Origin of the sequence: Cellvibrio sp. ARAG 10.3 (assembly GCF_051846955.1) — a bacterium.
In the GTDB taxonomy this organism is placed as follows: Bacteria; Pseudomonadota; Gammaproteobacteria; order Pseudomonadales; family Cellvibrionaceae; genus Cellvibrio.
In genome coordinates, this window is sequence record NZ_JBPYCU010000005.1 from 82,642 (window position 1) to 100,392 (window position 17,751).

Here is a 17,751-nt window from a genome sequence, read left to right on the forward strand (position 1 = left end):
GCCCCGCGCTATTCCACCAATGCCTGATCAGGAATCAACAGCAGCAAATCTGTCGCCCCCATGTCCAGGCCGCACTGTGTCAACAGAGTGGTCACCTGTCCGCGATGGTGCGTCTGGTGATTAAAAAAATGAAGCAGTACCTGGCCCAGGATTTTTTTCGTGGTTACACCTTTCATGTTGGTGTAATGCAACACGGAATCCAGATCTGTCTCTACCAAAGAATCCACCCACTGCTCTATGATGCTGTCCAGAGACTGGCGATAATCCCTGAGTGCATTTAGTTCGGCAAATAAAATCTGGTTCAACGCCGATGGCGTACTGACGTGACGAACGGCATCAAGTGCGGTGAAATCTTCTGAGTGGCTGGCGAAGCGTTTTAGCCAAATCGTGTCGGCTACAACAAGGTGATTCAAGGTTCCACATATCGAACCGAAAAACGCTTTTCTGTCTTGCATAAATTCATCCGGCGTCAACACCTGAACAGTTTCATAAAGCCGTTGATTCATCCAGGTGTTGTAACGAGACATCAGTACCAGGGATTCTTTTACCAACATAGCCGCCTCTTACACTGTAATTTCTCTTAATACCCGCACGACCAGTATCTACAATTTCTTACAACCTTGCCGCATGCCCACAGGTAAAGTGCAAAACTCAGTATAGCCGCAAGATGGCTGTAGATTCACCGTGCGACGAACAATGACATTGCCTGCCGCAACCATCACTGATATCCAGCAATGATGCCACAAGCCAGCTACCGGATTATGAGCTAGTGCTTATGAACACCTATCAACATACACTCCCTACCCGACAACCCGATTACGCCGATGATGAAATCGATTTGTTGGAACTTTGTGCAACGCTTTGGCGAGGAAAATGGCTGATTACGGCCACCCTGGCAATAGGCCTGATACCCGTGATTATCTGGTTGAAATACCAGGCACCGGTTTATCAGGTTGAGGCGCTGCTGGACAGCACCTCCGTTTATGATATTCAAGCGCTCCAGCCCACGGTGCTGGATGATGAAGGAAAACGCTATCAAGTCGCGCCCTTGCAACAGACTGCCTTTTACACCGCATTGATAACCCAGGCTGGTGCGTTGCATACGCAGCGTCTGTTTTGGGAATCCTGGTCAAAGCAACCTTTGTCTACCGATCCGCGAACCGGCGTTAGCGATAACGACCGGCAGTTCCGTCGCTTTTTTAACGCTTTAACCCTGACGCCTCCTAACCCCAAAAAACCCGAGTCAACTCTGAGCCAAATTTCACTGGAAACAACCGAACCCGCGCAAGGCGTCACATTACTCAGTGCGTATGTCGACTTCCTTAACGCGCGCGTTGTTGAACAATTTGTGATTCAACTGGAAAAGGGTTATGGATCCAGCCTGCAACAGTTGGCATTCGACTACAGCGCATTGCAAAGCCGCGAACAACAAAAATTACGCGACGAATTAATCCAGTTGCAAGAAGCGCGTCGTGTTGCACAATCATTAAAGATTATTGAAACACCTTACGCGCAGCTCGCCGGGGTGGAACTCAAGGTCGTGGATGACCGGCAATATTTGCTCGGCACGCGAGTGCTGACAGAGGAGATTAATGCTTTACAGGCACGCCAGGATAATCCCTTAAGCGCCTTCGTTCCCGAACTCCGCACCATGGAGTATTGGCGCGATATTATGGAGAACGACCTCAATAAATTACATGCGGTAAAAGCAGGCATTCAGGCATTTGAATTAGCCAGCCCGGCCGTGTCATCGCTCGATCCGGTAAAGCCCAGGAAAATGCTCATCCTGTTGCAACAATTGTCATGTCGGGAATGGTGGGGGTGGTGCTCGTCTTGGTGATGCAGGGAATTAAAGCGTATCGGGCGCGGACAGGCGCTTAAAAAGAACAAAAGATCACGGGGATCTTTTGTTCTTTTTAATGGATTATTGACCGTATGCCTGGTTCAGTAATTCAGCCAGAGGAAATGGTGGGCTAACCTGCTCTTCACCCGCCAGAATATATTTTACGCTAACCATATTCTCTATCCCATTCGGACCATTCATCGCTTCAACCAGTAAGGCTATTGGCTCTACAAAATCAAATTCTTCGAAAGGAATGGGGGCATGTAGATACAATATTTTCTGCCCATTTCCCAGCCATAGTGCGTCAATCGTAAAACCAAATTGAGGACTGGTCTCACTGAAACCCAACCGATCTTTCAGCGAAAGGTTCACCCGCTTTCCTTCAACCATGGCAAAACCCGTATCTACAACTTTAGACGGTGTTATATCTTTCAGCATGCCGTGCGCAATCAATAAATCCGGCCCTATGCTGTTTACAATCGGGTTGAGGTAGGATGTTCCCTCTACCACTTTAACCATGATTTGAACGGGGGCACCCACGGACAATTCCGGAATTTGCAGCTGCACTAACACTTCCCTGAAAATCCACGCACCCGGAACCAGCGCCCGATAAGTATCGGGTCCCTGCCGGACAAAGCCGCGAACCTTGAGGGTAGCCGCCTCAGGAAATACCAGATCAAGGGATACCAGCTCGGGAGTTGGATTACCCTCCAGCTTCTCAACTGTAAGAGTGGCTGATTGTGCATTATGAAAATCCAGACCGGGATAATTGATTTCCCCATTATGGGAAAACATATCCTGCAATTCATACTTGAGTGTTTTGGCGTTGGTACTTGCAGCGAGCAAAACCAACAGAAAGGTACATACAGATGAGAAGATCAACTTCATACAAACAAGCTCCTTTTTAAAAGATAAGATTACCCAGCATTGCGCTGAGCTATGAAGCTAGCAGATAAATTTTGCAGCAACCAGTTTTTGCTAAAAATTCATTTATTTATTTTTTGATGTGTATGGAAAATGCGCTAAGGCAGATTATTCCGCCAACAGCCGGAAGGAAAATGAAGTCGGCTAACCAGATTCGTACAGTCATGAGTAAGGGTGATCAAAAAAAACGCGCAATAAAAAAGGGAGCTGAACTCAGCTCCCTTTTAGCAACGGTATTAAATGAATACCAATAGGATTTTACTCGGCGTACACTGGAAACTTCTTGCACACATCCAACACTTTTGCTTTAACAGACTCAATCACCGGTGCTGCATTACCTGCTTCGAGTGCATCCAGGATATCGCAGATCCAGTGAGTCAGTTGTACGCACTCGGCTTCTTTGAAGCCACGCGTAGTAATTGCCGGCGTACCGACACGCAAACCTGAGGTTACAAAGGGTGAACGCGGATCATTCGGCACAGAGTTTTTATTGACGGTGATGTTGGCATTACCCAACGCTTCGTCGGCGTCTTTGCCGGTGTATTCCTTGCCAATCAGATCCACCAGCATCAGGTGGTTCTCGGTTCCGCCCGATACGATCTTGATACCACGCTCAATGAAGGTTGATGCCATCGCCTTGGCGTTCTTCACAACTTGCTGCTGGTACGTTTTGTACTCGGGGCTCATGGCCTCCTTAAAGCTTATGGCCTTGGCCGCGATAACGTGCATCAGCGGGCCGCCCTGGCCACCGGGGAATACCGCTGAGTTAAGTTTCTTTTCAATCTCTTCGTTGGCTTTTGCCAGGATGATGCCGCCGCGTGGGCCGCGCAGGGTCTTGTGGGTAGTAGACGTCGTTACGTCAGCAATCTGCACCGGGCTGGGGTAAACACCGGCGGCCACCAAACCGGCCACGTGGGCCATATCAACCAGCAAATAAGCGCCGACTTTATCAGCGATATCGCGGAAACGTTGCCAATTCATAACCTGGGAGTAGGCCGAGAAGCCCGCCACGATCATCTTTGGCTTGTGCTCCAGGGCCAGACGTTCTACTTCATCGTAATCGACCAGGCCGGTTTCCGGATTCAGACCGTATTGCACGGCGTTGTACATCTTGCCGGAGAAGCTCACTTTGGCACCGTGAGTCAAATGGCCGCCATGGGCCAGGCTCATACCGAGTACGGTATCACCGGGTGCGCAAAGCGCAGCGTAAACCGCCGAGTTAGCTTGGGAACCCGAGTGGGGCTGGACGTTGGCGTAGTCTGCCCCGAACAATTGTTTGGCCCGCTCAATGGCCAGTGCTTCGCTCTGATCAACATATTCACAACCGCCGTAGTAGCGTTTGCCCGGATAGCCTTCCGCATATTTGTTGGTCAACTTGGTCCCTTGGGCCGCCATCACCATAGGGCTGGTGTAGTTTTCCGAAGCGATCAGCTCGATATGTTCTTCCTGACGACGACCTTCATTTTGGATGGAGGCCCAGATTTCAGGGTCAAAGGAGGCGATAGTCTGGCTTTTATCAAACATGGAGTAAGTCCTGAGCAGGGAAGCGGATGAAAAATAGGCGCGGATTGTACACCATTCAAACAGACCTCTTCCACGCAAAAAAATCATGGCCAACCGGAAATTTATTCAGGTTAACAGCGGCTCCACGAGGATTATCAAGGCATTGGCGGACTTACCAGTGGCCCGCTTATATCTGATGATTAATTGACCAGCCAAGGGCGAGGTGCAAGAATGACCGCCGCTTTTCCACCGTCGAAAATCACCTTGTTTACAAGAATAATCGCCCGGGGAATTACACGTTAATAAGGATATGTTGCCGTGATCGACCATCACATTTATCAAAAATATCTGATTCACTCGCATGGCACCACCTGCAGTGCAGGCAGGGCTTTGCCCAGGACAATGCTTAGGATCCTGCGCCTGGGCTTGGTGGGCTGGCTTCTGTTGAACGCCACACTGATAGCTGCCAATCCGAACGATGCGGGCATATTGCATATTACCGATACGTTTCGGGAACAATCGCTGACACATCAATTGCTGCTTCTGGAAGACCCGTCAAAGCGATTGACGATTGATAACATCCGCAACGGCCACTACGCCGGCACCTTTGGCCCTCCAGGGAAAAACGGCGCCAACCTCAGCTTTACCCGCTCGGCCTGGTGGGTGAAGCTTCGGCTGATTAACGAGAGTTCACGGGAAAACAAGATCATCCTGCGGCAGGCGTATCCGCTGATTGATTACCTGGATCTGTGGGAGCACACCACAGGAGAATGGCATCACCATAAAACCGGCGACCGCCTGCCCTTTTCCCAACGACCGATTGCCTACCATGATTTTTTATTTCCCCTGACACTCCCGCCTGATAGCGAATCTACCTTGTATCTGCGCTACGAGAGCGAAGGCGCTATGGATATTGCCCTGTCAGCCTCCTCGCCCATTGAGTTGATTCAAAATATCAGCAGCGAACAATTTGCATATGGCGTGTACTACGGGGGTTTTCTGGTACTGGTGGTGTACAACTTTTTTATCTTTGTTGTCGTGCGTGATAAAGCCTTCCTCTACTACCTGCTATACATCCTGTGTTTCGGCTTGTATATGAGTGCCAATGACGGTTTCTTTTACCAGATGATCATGCCGGAAAGTCCCGACCTGGCCAATTTTTGCCTGCTCATTCTGTTGGGACTCTCACTGCTTTTTGCCGCGCAGTTTTCGCGCCACATCCTGACCATCAAACAGTTCTCACGCAAGTTGGACCTTGCCGCGCTGAGCATGATTGCGGTGCTCGGTGTGGTGACCTTCAGCTCCCTGTTTCTTCCTTATGCGCTGGTGGTCGCAACCCAGGCAACACTCACGCTGTTTGTCATGCCGCTTATCTTTATCATGGGCATCGCGCGGCTCTGTTCCGGTTATCCGCCGGCGCGGTATTTTATGCTCGCCTGGTCTACGTTTATCTTCGGCATCATGGTGTATATGGTGAAAGTCTTCGGCTATTTTCCGCGCACGTTCTTCACCGAAAATATCTTCCAGATCGGTTCATTAATTGAGATGGTACTCCTGTCATTAGCCTTGAGCAGCCGCGTCAACGAACTTAAAAAACAAAGCCACACCGATGCGCTAACCGAGATCCCCAACCGACGCATGTTTGACGATGTCATGCGCCAGGAATTCCAGCGCACCCAACGTAACGGCCAACCTTTTTCTCTGTTGATGATCGATATAGATCACTTCAAACAGTTCAACGACCTTTACGGCCACAGCCAAGGCGACCGCGTATTAAAAAACGTTGCTGCACAGCTGCGCAACCTGATTCGCAAACCGATGATGCCGTTTCGATTTGGCGGCGAGGAATTTGCGGTAATTTTGCCGCGCACGGATGAAAAAGATGCAAGGATTATTGCCGAACGGTTGCGGCAACATATCTGCAGCAAACTGATTGGACGGCATCAGATTACCGTCAGCATTGGCTTGGCATGTCAGGAGAACCAGGTATTCCAGTCAATGCACGAATTACTCAATGCCGCCGACGAAGCCCTTTATGCAGCTAAGGATAATGGGCGCAATTGTGTAATGACCTTTTCTGCGCTGCCAGACAAGTCAACGCCCGCTGATTGCATAGCAAGCCTCAATTAACTATTGGTAATCGCCCCATAAAACAAATACACACTGGGCAGCATCCCACCCACAAAAGATAAAGAACGAAGCAGATCAAGATTGGCCAGATAAAAAATACCGTGCAGACCCCGAAAGAGCAGGACAAGTATCGCGGCCAGGGAGAGATGTTCAATCTCTACATCTGCCAAACTCACCGCTAATAAAGCAGCACTGTAAAAGCCCAACGCTTCCCAGGCATTTTGTTGTGCAGCGACTGCGCGTGCACCGGGGCCGCTAAGTTGGGTGTATTGCTGGCGCGGATTTTTATTGTCGATGGTGCCAAGCTGTTGGCGGCGGTAATAGCCGGAAATCCAGGCGAAGGCGTAGGGGAACAGGCTCAGCAATAGCAGGACGATGAGTGCGGTTTTCATGGGTGGGCCTCCGTTGGTTTTTTAGTTGTGATGTCGGATTACGGTGCTTCGCACCTAATGCGACCTACTGTTAACGTCGGCCACCCAGGAGTGAACCTAGCAAGCCGCGGACAATTTGGCGGCCCAGTGAACTGCCGACGGAACGGGCGACGCTTTTGGCCAGGGTTTCTGCAACGCTCTGGCGATTGGATGAACGCGACGTGCTGGTCGTTTTGCGTGAGCGCGGTGCGGGGTTATTCGGTACTCGCACGGTCCACGCTTCCTCTTTTTGCGCTGCATTCTCCTGTTGAGTTTTTTGCAGAGCGCGCGCCTTAAGCACTTCGTAGGCAGATTCGCGATCGATCAATTTGTTGTAGATATTCTGGTAAGGTGAGCGCGCCATAACGGCGGAACGCTCCTCCACTGTCAATGGGCCAATGCGCGATTCCGGCGGAACAATCAAAGCGCGCTCGACCTGCGTCGGCGTTCCATTATGATCAAGCACCGACACCAATGCCTCCCCAATACCCAACTCACTGATCACCGCTTCAGTTTTAAATGCGGGATTAGGTCGAAAGGTTTGTGCAGCAACCTTAACCGCCGCCTGATCCTTGGGCGTAAACGCGCGCAAGGCGTGCTGCACGCGATTTCCCAACTGGCCCAATACTGCGTCGGGAATATCTGCCGGACTTTGGGAAATAAAATAAATACCTACACCTTTCGAGCGAATCAAGCGCACCACCTGTTCGATTTTTTCCAGCAGCAGCTTCGGTGCATTGTTGAATAGCAAGTGCGCTTCGTCAAAAAAGAACACCAGCTTGGGGTGATCCATGTCACCCACCTCCGGTAAATTCTCAAACAATTCGGCAATCAGCCACAGCAAAAAAATCGCATACAACCGCGGCTGATGAATCAGGCTAGTTGCATCAAGGATATTAATCGCACCGCGACCATCCAGAGTGATTTGCAACAAATGCTGTAAATCCAGTGCCGGCTCGCCAAAGAAATCTTCGGCACCCTGTTGCTCTAACATCATCAGGCGACGTTGGATGGCCGCAATACTGGCGCTGCTGATACCGCCGTATTCGTCTTCCAGGCTGGCGCGTTCATCTTTCATCCAGCTGAGCATTGCTTGCAGGTCTTTCAGGTCCAGCATCAACAATCCCTGATCATCCGCGATCTTAAACGCCGCATATAACACTGCTGCCTGGGTTTCGTTTAATTCCAAAAAATTCGACAGCAATAGCGGCCCGAAATCAGAAATCGTCGCACGTACCGGGTGGCCGTGTTTGCCATAGATATCCCAGAACACGCAAGGATAAGCGCGCTGCTGATAAGTCTGGACACCGATCTTCCGGAGGCGTTCATCCACTTTGGGATGTGGCTTGCCGCTGTGTGCCAGACCGGACAAATCGCCTTTTACATCCGCCATAAAGACCGGTACGCCGGCTTTGGCAAAACCCTCCGCCAGAATCTGTAAGGTGACCGTTTTTCCCGTACCGGTCGCGCCGGCAATCAGGCCATGACGATTACCCATAGATAAATGCAACTCCACCGGTTGTGTCGGGGTGCCACCGAGCAAGAAGCGGTTTGACATATTTTTCTCCGCAAAAAAATCTTTATTCGTGCCGCAAAAATTCTGCATGCACCTCAACATCTACATCATCACCTACGGCAGGAATATATTGATCCATGCCAAACTGCGAACGTTTAAAACGCGCCGCTGCTGAAAACCCCAGGGTGTAACGCCCGGTCAGCATATTGTCCGCACCCCCATTAAAATGTACATCCAGTGCGATGGGTGCCGTCACCCCCAACATGGTGAGATCACCGATAAAGCGTGCGCGATTGCCGTCAACCAGTTCCACCGCGCGCGTTACAAAACGCGCTTCCGGAAAGCGCTCACTGTTAAACCAGCTGCGCCCGGCCAAGGTCGCCGAAAAGTCCGCATCATTCACATCAATACTGGCGGTATAGATAACGGCGGTTAATCTAGCAGCGGCAGGGTCAGCGGGATCAAAATCAAGACTGGCATCAACACGATTAAAACGCCCGACAAATTTGGATAATCCCAAATGATCAACTTTGAACAGCACCGTTGTATGGCGGGGATCAAGCTCGTATTCACCTTTTTCCAGGTTCGCCATTCCCTGTTGCACATCGGGTTGCAACAGATAACCGCACCCATGAAGCAAAAAAAGCGTTGCGAGAAGAAAAGAGAAGCTGCGCAAATGGTTCATACAACATCCCTTTTATAAAGAGAACATTTAATGGGGTTTGAGGGAGAGCTTTTGAAAAAAATTTGGCACTGAACGTTTGGGAATCGTGGTCAATTGCTGCATCACCGTAAAGGAACAGGCGGACACTTTATAGATGCTCGCGATGTCATCCAGTAACGCCAGCCAAAGTTTAGCGGTCATCTCCGCATCGGCAAGCGCCCGGTGAAAGATGCCGTCGGTCGGAATGTTTTTATATTCGACCAAACCACTGAGCGTGTGGTTGGGTGCGGTTTGATAAATACGCCGGGAGGCCAGCATGGAACAGGAAAAAGGATTATCGCAGTTACGCCGCAACCGCTTCAGTTCGGCGCGCAAAAAACGTTGATCAAACGAGGCGTTGTGTGCGACCAGGTTGTACCCGCCCATAAACTCGGCGAACTCCTGCATAACCTCTGCAACCGGCGGAGCGTCCTGCAACATGTCATTGGTTATGCCGGTGTAATTTTCGATAAAGCTGTTTACACGCTTGCCGGGATTCATTAAACGCTGGAACCGATCCGTGATAACACCATCCTCAATCAACACCGCGCCGATTTCAATGGCGCGGTCGCCCATCTCCGGCGAGAGGCCGGTGGTTTCGAAGTCGAGAACGATGACAGTATTGGCGTTGTGCATAATTAATTGTCGGATTACGCCTTTGGCTAATCCGACCTACGATTAGTCCGGGAGGGTAATGTTGAGTTCGAGTACCGAACAATCATCGGTGTTGTCCAGATTAACGACGACCTGGTCCGACGAAATGTTGATGTACTTGCGCACCACCTCAATAATTTCCTGCTGCATCTGCGGCAAAAAATCCGGCTGGGGATGGTTGCGACGGTTGCGCTCGTGAGCGACGATGATTTGCAGGCGCTCTTTCGCCGTAGCCGCCGACGAGGGCGCACGCTTCTTGCGCAGATAATCGAAGATACTCACTATTTACCTCCCAGCAAACGCTTGAGAAAGTTTTTCTTCTGCACTTCCAGAAAACGGTGGGGAATTTCTTTACCCAACAAACGATCCACCGAGTCACTGTACGCCTGTCCCGCCTGACTTTCATCATCCAGAATCACTGGCTGCCCCTGGTTAGACGCCTTAAGCACCGCCTCCGACTCGGGAATCACCCCCAGCAACGGAATCGCCAGAATCTCCTCCACATCCGCCACACTCAACATCTCACCCTTCTCCACACGCTCCGGGTTATACCGAGTCAACAACAGATGCTCCTTGATCGGCTCCTCGCCACGTTCCGCACGGCGGGACTTACTCTGCAAAATCCCAAGGATACGATCCGAATCGCGCACCGACGACACCTCAGGATTCGTCACCACAATCGCAATATCCGCGTAATACAACGCCATCTGCGCACCCTTCTCAATCCCGGCAGGCGAATCGCAGACGATAAAATCAAAATCCTTAGCCAAATCATTCAACACCGTCTCAACACCTTCCGGTGTCAAGGCATCCTTATCGCGGGTTTGCGACGCGGGCAGAATAAACAAACCCTCTGTCCGCTTATCCTTGATCAACGCCTGATTCAAGGTCGCCTCACCCTTGATAACATTCACAAAGTCATACACCACACGCCGCTCACAACCCATAATCAAATCCAGGTTACGCAAGCCCACATCAAAATCAATCACCGCCGTTTTATGACCGCGCTGAGCCAAGCCGGTACTGATTGCTGCACTGGTAGTGGTTTTACCCACACCACCCTTACCTGAAGTCACTACGATAATCTTGGCCAAAGTTGGCTCCTCTATATTCTTGTTTAATCAAAAGTCGCTGGTGGTCCAGCGCTCAATAAATTCAATAATCCAAAACTGCAGTCGGCAATCAGTTCAGGCGCGGTGAGGCATTCTGAAACCTTCACGTCAAGGACGACGTGAAGGAGCTACTGGGATGTATTCACGCGTTTTCAGAATGCCTCACCGCGCCTGAACGCTCTTGCTATAGCTACCTAAGCCATTAAAAAATTCTTATCAGCTCAAAGCCCATCACGCCAACAACTTCTCAATCCGCACATTCTCCCCGTCCAGATAAATCTGCACCGGCCTCTTCATCACCTCATCCGCAAACGAATCACGCAACAAAAAATTCCCCGCAACAGACACCAACTCCGCCTCCATACTCTGGCAAAAAATCCGCGCACTCTCATCACCGCGCACACCGGCTAACGCACGGCCACGCAGCGAACCATAAATATGAATATGGCCATCAGCCAATACCTCAGCCCCCTCACTGACCTGCGCCAGCACAATCAGATCCGCCCCTTCAGCATAAATCTGCTGCCCCGAGCGCACCGGCCGGGTAATCACCTTACTCACCCGCTGCACCCAGCGCTCCTCAACCACCGTCTCCACCTGCGGCGCACGCGGCTCAGTCTCCGGCATCTTCAATGCGCGCTCACCCTGGCGTGGCAACACTGCCAGGCCCGTGGCCCGCACCGACTCCAACAATGCCTCCGGCACGGCGGTAAAACCTATAGGCTGCAAGCCCAGCTCACGGCAGATGTGCAGCAAACCGGCGCAATCATTCAGGACAGCGGGATTTTCCAGCTTATCCAGGTTTATCAACACCGGCGAGTTCACAAAGAACTGGGGAGCCTGATCAATTTTTTCCTGCAATTGTTGGCGAAGAGCGGCGGGATCGTAGTCGATAAGGGCCAGCACCACGACCGACAGGGCACTGCCTTTTAATTGAAAACTCACATCTATCATTCGTTTCTCACTGTAACGGACGCCAGTCGGCGACGGGTAACGCATCAGGTGGCCATTATCGAGGGCTTGGCTTATTAGTCAATACAGATAACTTGTCGGCCCTTTGTGGGTCATAACACCATACCGGGCCAGTGGTGGTATTCAGCTTGGGTTAAGGCACCCGAGGATATAAAAGATCCTGTACTTGTATGCCCGCAAGCCACGTCAGGCTATGCTGTATCAGGCAACAGGATACCCGAGCCACCGGCTTGTTCCATCCACGTTGTGATCATCCATCACAAGAGAGGCCAGTATGAACGCCCTCGCCAGATTGGCATTGACCCTGATTTTGAGCTGTTTGGCGCTGGCAAGTCAGGCGCAGACGCAAACCGTCAGCACCGCGCCGCCGGACTTCAGTCGCGCCGAGCTTGACCAGATGCTTGCCCCCATCGCGCTGTATCCCGATACAGTGCTGTCCCACGTATTGATTGCCGCTACCTACCCGCTGGAAGTTGTCCAGGCCGCACGCTGGGCCACTGCCAACAGCAAGCTCAGCGCCGAATCTGCCGTGGCCGCGGTGGAAAATGAAAATTGGGACCCCAGCGTCAAGGCCTTGGTGGCTTTCCCCCAGGTGTTACAGCGCATGAGCGACGACCTTGACTGGACCCAGCGCGTCGGTGATGCCTTCCTGGCCGACGAAGCCGAGGTGATGAATGTCATCCAGGACCTGCGCCAAAAGGCTTACGCCGCGGGCAGCCTGGATAAAATGGAACATGTTACTGTGCAGCGTGAAGAAAAAGTCATTGTGATTGAGCCGGCGGTGGAGCGGGTGGTGTACGTGCCCTACTACGACACCCGTGTGGTCTACGGCAACTGGTGGTGGTCAGATTACCCCCCGGTGTACTGGCATCATCCCCGTCACCACGTGTTTGTCGGTGGATTCTACTGGGGTCCGCGCGTGTATGTAGCGCCCAGCTTTTTCTTCAGTTCCTTTCATTGGCACCACCGCCGCGTGGTCGTGATTGACTACCATCACCACCATCATCCACGCTTTTACAGCAGCCGCCACATTGCCCATTACCATGGCGCGAGACATTGGCATCACAATCCGGTCCATCGCCGCGGTGTGGTTTACCGCAATGACAACATCCGGCATCACTACAACAGCAACCGCCAGAGCTACCGTGCCTTACAGGAAGAACGGAATTACAGCCGCCGTCATACTGCCGAAGGTCACGCACGTCCTAACAGCGCGCGGCCACAACACCGCCCCGAGTTGACCAACAACCGCAATCACGACACCCCGCGCCCTATAACCCATTGGCGCGGCCAAAGCGATGCGGAACGCGTCCGTGACCGACTCGCTAATGGCCCTGCCCAAGGGTCACGGGATTCAGCCAATGGGGAACGGAAATATCCCCAGCGCACCGGCCCCAACACCACTAAAACCGGTGAACGTAACGATTTTCGCAACAACCAGCCAGAGCGGCCTACAGCGGTATATCGCAATAACAATACCGTACAACGCAGCGCTGGGGAGGTTGAACAGCGGCGTGATGTGATTCAGCGGACCCAGCAAAGTGCTCCACGCCAGAACACCTGGCAAGGAAATCAACAGCGCCCATCAGGCGCGCAGCAACCGGATTTCCGGCAACCCAGGCAGGAGATTATTCGTCGCACGGAAAATGTGCAGCAGCCCCAAAGAAGCCCAAGGCAAGTAGAACCTCAAGTCCAACGTCGCATTGAGCAAAGCCGGCCGCAACCGCAGGTTCATCGCGGCATTGGCGGTGGCAACCAGACACGCGCCGGTGGCGGCAACTCCGGCGTGCGTGAAAGTCGTCGAATTGAACGCTGATCGCCAAAAGCCGAGCCGTAAAGGCTCGGCTTTTTTATCTTCACAATCAGATGGTTAATTCTGTGTTCTTGATATATCCGTTATATTTATCCGTTCTATTTATTTATGAATAGTTAGTAGCAACAGATATTGTCATAACTTTTTATTCCTTTCTTTGTGCGCCACCACACCGAAATTATTTTTCCCTTCATTTGATAACAATCCGTTTTAATCAAACATTTTTTGAAAACAAAAGTTATGCGCTGGAATTTCACTCGCTTGTAAAAAGTCGGCACACGCTTTGCTATCAATATTTACGCAACACAATTTCACAAAAAAATCATGATGAAAATGCAGTAAGGGTAGATAATGATCACAGCAAAAGAATGCGGAAAAATAGCGCACAGAAATGGAGTTAACGCGCCAACACTGGATGGCAATCTCGCGAAACTACTGGGCGGCAACAGTAGTAATACAGACGACAAAAAAACCACTCATTACGTGCAATGGTGGGAAGGTTGGTACGAATCTCTGGATGAAAGCCTTGCATTGCAACATGTAAAGTTTACAAATCCAGCGCTACAACCACACTGTCGATAATGCCAAAGCCTTATTGGCAGGGGTCAGAAATAACGGGAATTTTTCAGCGATTAAACGACAAGTCATTTTGAGGTCACCGCTATGATCCACTCTCCTCAACACCAGGAATACTCCGCCCGCTACGGCTTAAAAAACGCCAGCGACAATATCGAAGTTGCACAACAGATTGCCGAAGCAAAATACCGTGCGCTGATGGGGCGGGACATCTTTATAAGCGAGATTTCGGGCATTCATCAGTTGATTGAAGAACTGCGCGAGTGGGTTAGCCATTCGCCAGTGCCTGCCAAAAAAGATAGACATTGAATTTCCACGTTATGACCGGGTTACCGCTGTGGTGGCCCGGTACACATTAACACCGGGCAAGATTATGTCAGAGACTACCGTCAAACCGGGTTTCGCCCGGGAGCTTAATCACAAGCTGGATGAACTCATTCAATGGTCCATTGATAATTCACCGGTACAAGACCCGCCCTTGACCCAAAAGGATTTTACCGAGGTGCGCAAGCATTTTTTGGCTACCGCTATTGCTGGTACGCCACAAATGCGTGAACCGGAACCTTCAGAAGGCGGCGCCCAGTATATCAATGACAATCCCGCCCCCTGGCCCTAAACCTGAGCCAGGTTTTCACTTATCTGCAAAACAGGAGAGCGACGATGAAACGAACAGCGTCAGCCATGTGGACCGGCAATCTGAAAGAAGGAAAAGGAAAAATCTCAACCCAAAGCGGTGTGCTATCGCAAGCGCAATACGGCTTTAATACGCGTTTTGAAGAAGGTCCCGGCACCAACCCGGAAGAATTAATCGCCGCCGCCCATGCCGGCTGTTTCACCATGGCCTTGTCCGCCCAGTTAACCGAAGCCGGCATGACCGTCGAAAGTATCAAAACCCATGCTGCTGTTACTCTCGATAAAGTGGACGGTGGTTTTGCGATCACCAAAGTCCATCTCGATTTAACGGCAAATATTCCCGGCATTGATCGCAGCACCTTTGACACTATCGTCAACCAGGCCAAAACCGGCTGCCCGGTCTCTAAAGTGCTAAACGCCGAAATTACCCTCGACGCCAAGCTTGAGTCCTAGTGGATGTATAGATGCCGACGCAAAAGTCAGCGGATGGCTTCTATAAATACTGTTCGATAATCGCCAGCGTCTTTGCCATCGCACCGCGATTGGCATTGGCTACCGACAGTGCGGCTTGGCCGCGTTTTTTTCGTTCCTGCTCATCACTAATCAACAACTGCACTTCCTGCGCCAGGGCTTCAGCGTTTTCTACCAAACGCAACGCGCCCGCTTCTTCCAGCAAGCGCGAGGCTTCCGCAAAATTAAAGACATGCGTGCCGCTCAGTAAAGGCAACTGCCAGGCGGCAGGCTCCATAAAATTGTGGCCACCCGTGGGCACCAGGCTGCCGCCAACAAAAGCGAGGTCGCTGGCGCCCAGCAGCAACAGCAATTCGCCCATGGTATCGCCCAGTAAAATATCCGTATCAGCAGCAATCACTTTTTGGCTGCGCCGCGCAATCCGGTAACCGCGCGCGATACACAAATTTCCCACACGATCAAAACGTTCGGGATGGCGCGGCACCAACACCAGCAATAATGTGTTGGCGGCCTCCGTACCGGAGGCGCGCACCTGAGCAAACGCATTCAGAATCTGTTCGTCTTCCCCCTGGTGTGTACTCGCTGCAATCCACACCAGACGCTGCCCGCCCTGGGTCCATTGATGCTTTAGGATACGTGCCTGTGCCTGCACATCGTCGCCCAGCGTCAGATCAAATTTCACGTTGCCGGTGACCTTGGTTGCCGCAGCCGGTAAACCAAGCGCCTGAAAGCGCGCGGCATCATCTGCGTGTTGTATCACGGCGCAGCTCAATTGCTGCAACATCTGCGTTGTCATTGCACCGAAACGCGCGTAACCACGTGCCGAGCGCGCTGAGAGACGACCATTGATAAGCAATACCGGAATTTCACGCGCGGCACATGCTGCGATGGTGTTAGGCCAAAGTTCGGTTTCCATAATTAACAAGAGCTGTGGCTGTACTCGCCCCAGAAACCGTGACACGCAATCCGGCAAGTCATAGGGAGCATATACGTGATAAACGCTATCACCCAAAGCGGCACGCACACGCTCAGAACCGGTGGGCGTGGTGGTGGTAATCACCAGTTGCACGTGCGGCTGTTGCTGCAGGATGCGAATCAATGGCAAGGCCGCCAGAAATTCCCCTACCGACACCGTGTGAAACCAGATAACTTTTTTTTCTGTTTCCAGTTCGGGGATAAACCCAAAACGTTCACGCCAACGGCGGGCGTAAGCCGGTGCTCGCCAGGCACGCCACAATAACCGCAACAGAATCACCGGAATAGCGAGGTAAAAAATCAGGGTGTAAATCCAACGCATAAAAAAACATCCATTCGCAACGGCTGAAACTACCAACCCATTTTTTCTTTGATAAATGCCGTCAATACCTCGGCGTTTTCACGGTGATGATGCACCCGTGGATGTTTATAAAAATCCTTGAATTCGAAGATCATGACATCGATACCTTGGTCATCGGTCTCCGCCTTCCACTGCTCAACCGCCGAGTGTATATAACCCGGCCAGGGTGAACCCGGTTTGCTGGCATCCATCGTACCGAGGGTACAAATGATATAGGCTTCGGGATAATGGCCGCGAATCCGGCGGACAAAATCGTAATACACCGCAATGCGTTGCTCGTCAGTGGGCACCGGATCAAGCCGCTCTTCTACCAGGGCGCTGTCGTTCTGGAATAAATTGATCACCACTACATGGGGCGTCCAGCGGTTGAAATCCCATTTGGAATTATTGTTGTCGATGGCGCTTAGCTGGTCGTAAAAATCCTGCATGGTAAAGCCGACAAAGCTGGCCATCAGGCCGACGCCGCTCTGCGATGTGCTGACATACTCCGCATCCAGATTGCGTGCGGTAATAGCGCCATAGGCGAGGAAGTTATTTTTCTCGGCTTTGTTGTCATCCGGTCCGTCTTCCGGTGCTTCGTTACCCATGCCACTGGTAATCGAATCACCAAAAAATTCAATCCGCCGCTCCGGACGAGGCGGTGGTGGTGTTAACTCACCACCCTCGGCGAGCAGCACGCCATAAAATGTGGTGGCACCCTCCTCGCCTTCCGTTCGTTTGGTGATGGTCAGCAGGTGCTCTCCTTCGCTGAGGTTATCGGCGATGGGGTAGGTTCTTTTGCCTTTTACTCCCTTGATCACAATCGGGTTATCCCAATCCTGATCAATAAAGACATTGAAGTAATTCATACCGTAGTGGTCATCCATAACCAGCGCAATGGAACGTCCGGTAAAGCCCGCCTGAATCATGGTACCCGGCCAGGAAAATATGGGCATTTCCGGGGTCGAGAAATCAATGCGGCCGGTGTACTGAAAATGCTCGTGGTTCGCCTTGACCAGCGGGTCTTGCGGCAGGGACAGAAAATACCCCAGGCCGATCAGCAGGGCTGCAAACAATGACCCGGTCAGCAATTTGGACTTCATCGCGCCTCCATCGATGTATAACCCCGGCCTGACAAACCAGACCGGTTCACTTGGCGGCAGTGTGCCATAAATT

19 protein-coding genes are annotated in these 17,751 nt (G+C 51.6%); 7 read left to right on the plus strand and 12 right to left on the minus strand.

The annotated features are described in order from the left end of the window. Positions 1–8 precede the first annotated feature (8 nt). Positions 9–554, minus strand: coding sequence for a DinB family protein (locus ACSV5M_RS08235; RefSeq protein WP_439175397.1), 546 nt, complete (start codon positions 552–554; stop codon positions 9–11). Positions 555–775: 221 nt separating this feature from the next. On the opposite strand from ACSV5M_RS08235, the gene ACSV5M_RS08240 reads away from it, so the two are divergent. Continuing rightward, complete coding sequence (locus tag ACSV5M_RS08240; protein WP_439175399.1) at positions 776–1,840, plus strand: Wzz/FepE/Etk N-terminal domain-containing protein; 1,065 nt, start codon at positions 776–778, stop codon at positions 1,838–1,840. Between the two features lie 84 nt (positions 1,841–1,924). On the opposite strand, the gene ACSV5M_RS08245 is transcribed toward ACSV5M_RS08240, so the two are convergent. Continuing rightward, positions 1,925–2,731: a hypothetical protein gene (locus tag ACSV5M_RS08245; RefSeq protein ID WP_439175401.1), complete on the minus strand. Its 807-nt coding sequence runs from the start codon at positions 2,729–2,731 to the stop codon at positions 1,925–1,927. 71 nt (positions 2,732–2,802) lie between these two features. Here ACSV5M_RS08245 and ACSV5M_RS08250 point away from each other — a divergent pair, with 71 nt between their 5' ends. After that, the gene (locus tag ACSV5M_RS08250) at positions 2,803–3,021 is read left to right on the plus strand and encodes a hypothetical protein (RefSeq protein WP_439175403.1); all 219 of its coding nucleotides are present in this window, start codon (positions 2,803–2,805) and stop codon (positions 3,019–3,021) included. A gap of 4 nt (positions 3,022–3,025) precedes the next feature. Here the strand turns inward: ACSV5M_RS08250 and glyA are convergent, their stop codons facing one another. Then, positions 3,026–4,291: a serine hydroxymethyltransferase gene (glyA, locus tag ACSV5M_RS08255; RefSeq protein WP_439175405.1), complete on the minus strand. Its 1,266-nt coding sequence runs from the start codon at positions 4,289–4,291 to the stop codon at positions 3,026–3,028. A 381-nt stretch (positions 4,292–4,672) separates the two neighbouring features. Here glyA and ACSV5M_RS08260 point away from each other — a divergent pair, with 381 nt between their 5' ends. After that, positions 4,673–6,400 (plus strand): diguanylate cyclase, encoded by a 1,728-nt coding sequence (locus ACSV5M_RS08260; protein ID WP_439175408.1) that lies wholly within the window; start codon positions 4,673–4,675, stop codon positions 6,398–6,400. Here the strand turns inward: ACSV5M_RS08260 and ACSV5M_RS08265 are convergent. From ACSV5M_RS08265 to minC, 7 genes are all read right to left on the minus strand, one after another. Continuing rightward, complete coding sequence (locus ACSV5M_RS08265; protein ID WP_439175411.1) at positions 6,397–6,792, minus strand: MAPEG family protein; 396 nt, start codon at positions 6,790–6,792, stop codon at positions 6,397–6,399. The genes ACSV5M_RS08260 and ACSV5M_RS08265 overlap by 4 nt on opposite strands. 70 nt (positions 6,793–6,862) lie before the next feature. After that, a complete protein-coding gene (locus ACSV5M_RS08270; RefSeq protein WP_439175413.1) occupies positions 6,863–8,368 on the minus strand; it encodes a helicase HerA-like domain-containing protein in 1,506 nt (501 codons plus the stop codon). Positions 8,369–8,390: 22 nt separating this feature from the next. Beyond that, positions 8,391–9,011: a YceI family protein gene (locus tag ACSV5M_RS08275; RefSeq protein ID WP_439175416.1), complete on the minus strand. Its 621-nt coding sequence runs from the start codon at positions 9,009–9,011 to the stop codon at positions 8,391–8,393. Between the two features lie 27 nt (positions 9,012–9,038). Next, positions 9,039–9,665, minus strand: coding sequence for a 3'-5' exonuclease (locus tag ACSV5M_RS08280; RefSeq protein WP_439175418.1), 627 nt, complete (start codon positions 9,663–9,665; stop codon positions 9,039–9,041). A 42-nt stretch (positions 9,666–9,707) separates the two neighbouring features. After that, the gene (gene minE / locus ACSV5M_RS08285) at positions 9,708–9,965 is read right to left on the minus strand and encodes a cell division topological specificity factor MinE (RefSeq protein ID WP_439175420.1); all 258 of its coding nucleotides are present in this window, start codon (positions 9,963–9,965) and stop codon (positions 9,708–9,710) included. Further along, positions 9,965–10,777, minus strand: a complete 813-nt coding sequence (gene minD, locus ACSV5M_RS08290; protein ID WP_439175421.1) for a septum site-determining protein MinD — start codon at positions 10,775–10,777, stop codon at positions 9,965–9,967. The genes minE and minD overlap by 1 nt, the downstream gene beginning before the upstream one ends. A gap of 249 nt (positions 10,778–11,026) precedes the next feature. Beyond that, positions 11,027–11,749: a septum site-determining protein MinC gene (minC, locus tag ACSV5M_RS08295; protein WP_439175423.1), complete on the minus strand. Its 723-nt coding sequence runs from the start codon at positions 11,747–11,749 to the stop codon at positions 11,027–11,029. Between the two features lie 292 nt (positions 11,750–12,041). On the opposite strand from minC, the gene ACSV5M_RS08300 reads away from it, so the two are divergent. From ACSV5M_RS08300 to ACSV5M_RS08315, 4 genes are all read left to right on the plus strand, one after another. Next, positions 12,042–13,583 carry a DUF3300 domain-containing protein gene (locus ACSV5M_RS08300; RefSeq protein WP_439175426.1) on the plus strand — a complete coding sequence of 514 codons (1,542 nt, stop codon included), beginning with the start codon at positions 12,042–12,044 and terminating at the stop codon, positions 13,581–13,583. Between the two features lie 660 nt (positions 13,584–14,243). Next, on the plus strand, positions 14,244–14,465 hold the full coding sequence (locus tag ACSV5M_RS08305) for a hypothetical protein (protein ID WP_439175428.1): 222 nt from the start codon (positions 14,244–14,246) through the stop codon (positions 14,463–14,465). 64 nt (positions 14,466–14,529) lie between these two features. Further along, on the plus strand, positions 14,530–14,772 hold the full coding sequence (locus ACSV5M_RS08310) for a hypothetical protein (protein WP_439175430.1): 243 nt from the start codon (positions 14,530–14,532) through the stop codon (positions 14,770–14,772). A 44-nt stretch (positions 14,773–14,816) separates the two neighbouring features. Then, positions 14,817–15,242, plus strand: a complete 426-nt coding sequence (locus ACSV5M_RS08315; RefSeq protein WP_439175432.1) for an OsmC family protein — start codon at positions 14,817–14,819, stop codon at positions 15,240–15,242. A 40-nt stretch (positions 15,243–15,282) separates the two neighbouring features. On the opposite strand, the gene waaA is transcribed toward ACSV5M_RS08315, so the two are convergent. Together waaA and ACSV5M_RS08325 are read right to left on the minus strand one after the other, a co-directional pair. Further along, the gene (gene waaA / locus ACSV5M_RS08320; protein WP_439175434.1) at positions 15,283–16,557 is read right to left on the minus strand and encodes a lipid IV(A) 3-deoxy-D-manno-octulosonic acid transferase; all 1,275 of its coding nucleotides are present in this window, start codon (positions 16,555–16,557) and stop codon (positions 15,283–15,285) included. A 29-nt stretch (positions 16,558–16,586) separates the two neighbouring features. Continuing rightward, entirely contained in the window at positions 16,587–17,678 is a 1,092-nt protein-coding gene (locus tag ACSV5M_RS08325) for a GDSL-type esterase/lipase family protein (RefSeq protein ID WP_439175437.1), read from the minus strand. Between the last annotated feature and the right edge of the window lie 73 nt (positions 17,679–17,751).

Excerpts from the sequence above, each read along its gene's own strand:
- ACSV5M_RS08235 (WP_439175397.1), bottom strand. The coding sequence starts at position 554 with ATGTTGGTAAAAGAATCCCTGGTACTGATGTCTCGTTACAACACCTGG.
- ACSV5M_RS08240 (WP_439175399.1), top strand. The coding sequence starts at position 776 with ATGAACACCTATCAACATACACTCCCTACCCGACAACCCGATTACGCC.
- ACSV5M_RS08245 (WP_439175401.1), bottom strand. The coding sequence starts at position 2,731 with ATGAAGTTGATCTTCTCATCTGTATGTACCTTTCTGTTGGTTTTGCTC.
- glyA (WP_439175405.1), bottom strand. The coding sequence starts at position 4,291 with ATGTTTGATAAAAGCCAGACTATCGCCTCCTTTGACCCTGAAATCTGG.
- ACSV5M_RS08260 (WP_439175408.1), top strand. The coding sequence starts at position 4,673 with ATGCTTAGGATCCTGCGCCTGGGCTTGGTGGGCTGGCTTCTGTTGAAC.
- ACSV5M_RS08265 (WP_439175411.1), bottom strand. The coding sequence starts at position 6,792 with ATGAAAACCGCACTCATCGTCCTGCTATTGCTGAGCCTGTTCCCCTAC.
- ACSV5M_RS08270 (WP_439175413.1), bottom strand. The coding sequence starts at position 8,368 with ATGTCAAACCGCTTCTTGCTCGGTGGCACCCCGACACAACCGGTGGAG.
- ACSV5M_RS08275 (WP_439175416.1), bottom strand. The coding sequence starts at position 9,011 with ATGAACCATTTGCGCAGCTTCTCTTTTCTTCTCGCAACGCTTTTTTTG.
- ACSV5M_RS08280 (WP_439175418.1), bottom strand. The coding sequence starts at position 9,665 with ATGCACAACGCCAATACTGTCATCGTTCTCGACTTCGAAACCACCGGC.
- minC (WP_439175423.1), bottom strand. The coding sequence starts at position 11,749 with ATGATAGATGTGAGTTTTCAATTAAAAGGCAGTGCCCTGTCGGTCGTG.
- ACSV5M_RS08300 (WP_439175426.1), top strand. The coding sequence starts at position 12,042 with ATGAACGCCCTCGCCAGATTGGCATTGACCCTGATTTTGAGCTGTTTG.
- ACSV5M_RS08305 (WP_439175428.1), top strand. The coding sequence starts at position 14,244 with ATGATCCACTCTCCTCAACACCAGGAATACTCCGCCCGCTACGGCTTA.
- ACSV5M_RS08310 (WP_439175430.1), top strand. The coding sequence starts at position 14,530 with ATGTCAGAGACTACCGTCAAACCGGGTTTCGCCCGGGAGCTTAATCAC.
- ACSV5M_RS08315 (WP_439175432.1), top strand. The coding sequence starts at position 14,817 with ATGAAACGAACAGCGTCAGCCATGTGGACCGGCAATCTGAAAGAAGGA.
- waaA (WP_439175434.1), bottom strand. The coding sequence starts at position 16,557 with ATGCGTTGGATTTACACCCTGATTTTTTACCTCGCTATTCCGGTGATT.
- ACSV5M_RS08325 (WP_439175437.1), bottom strand. The coding sequence starts at position 17,678 with ATGAAGTCCAAATTGCTGACCGGGTCATTGTTTGCAGCCCTGCTGATC.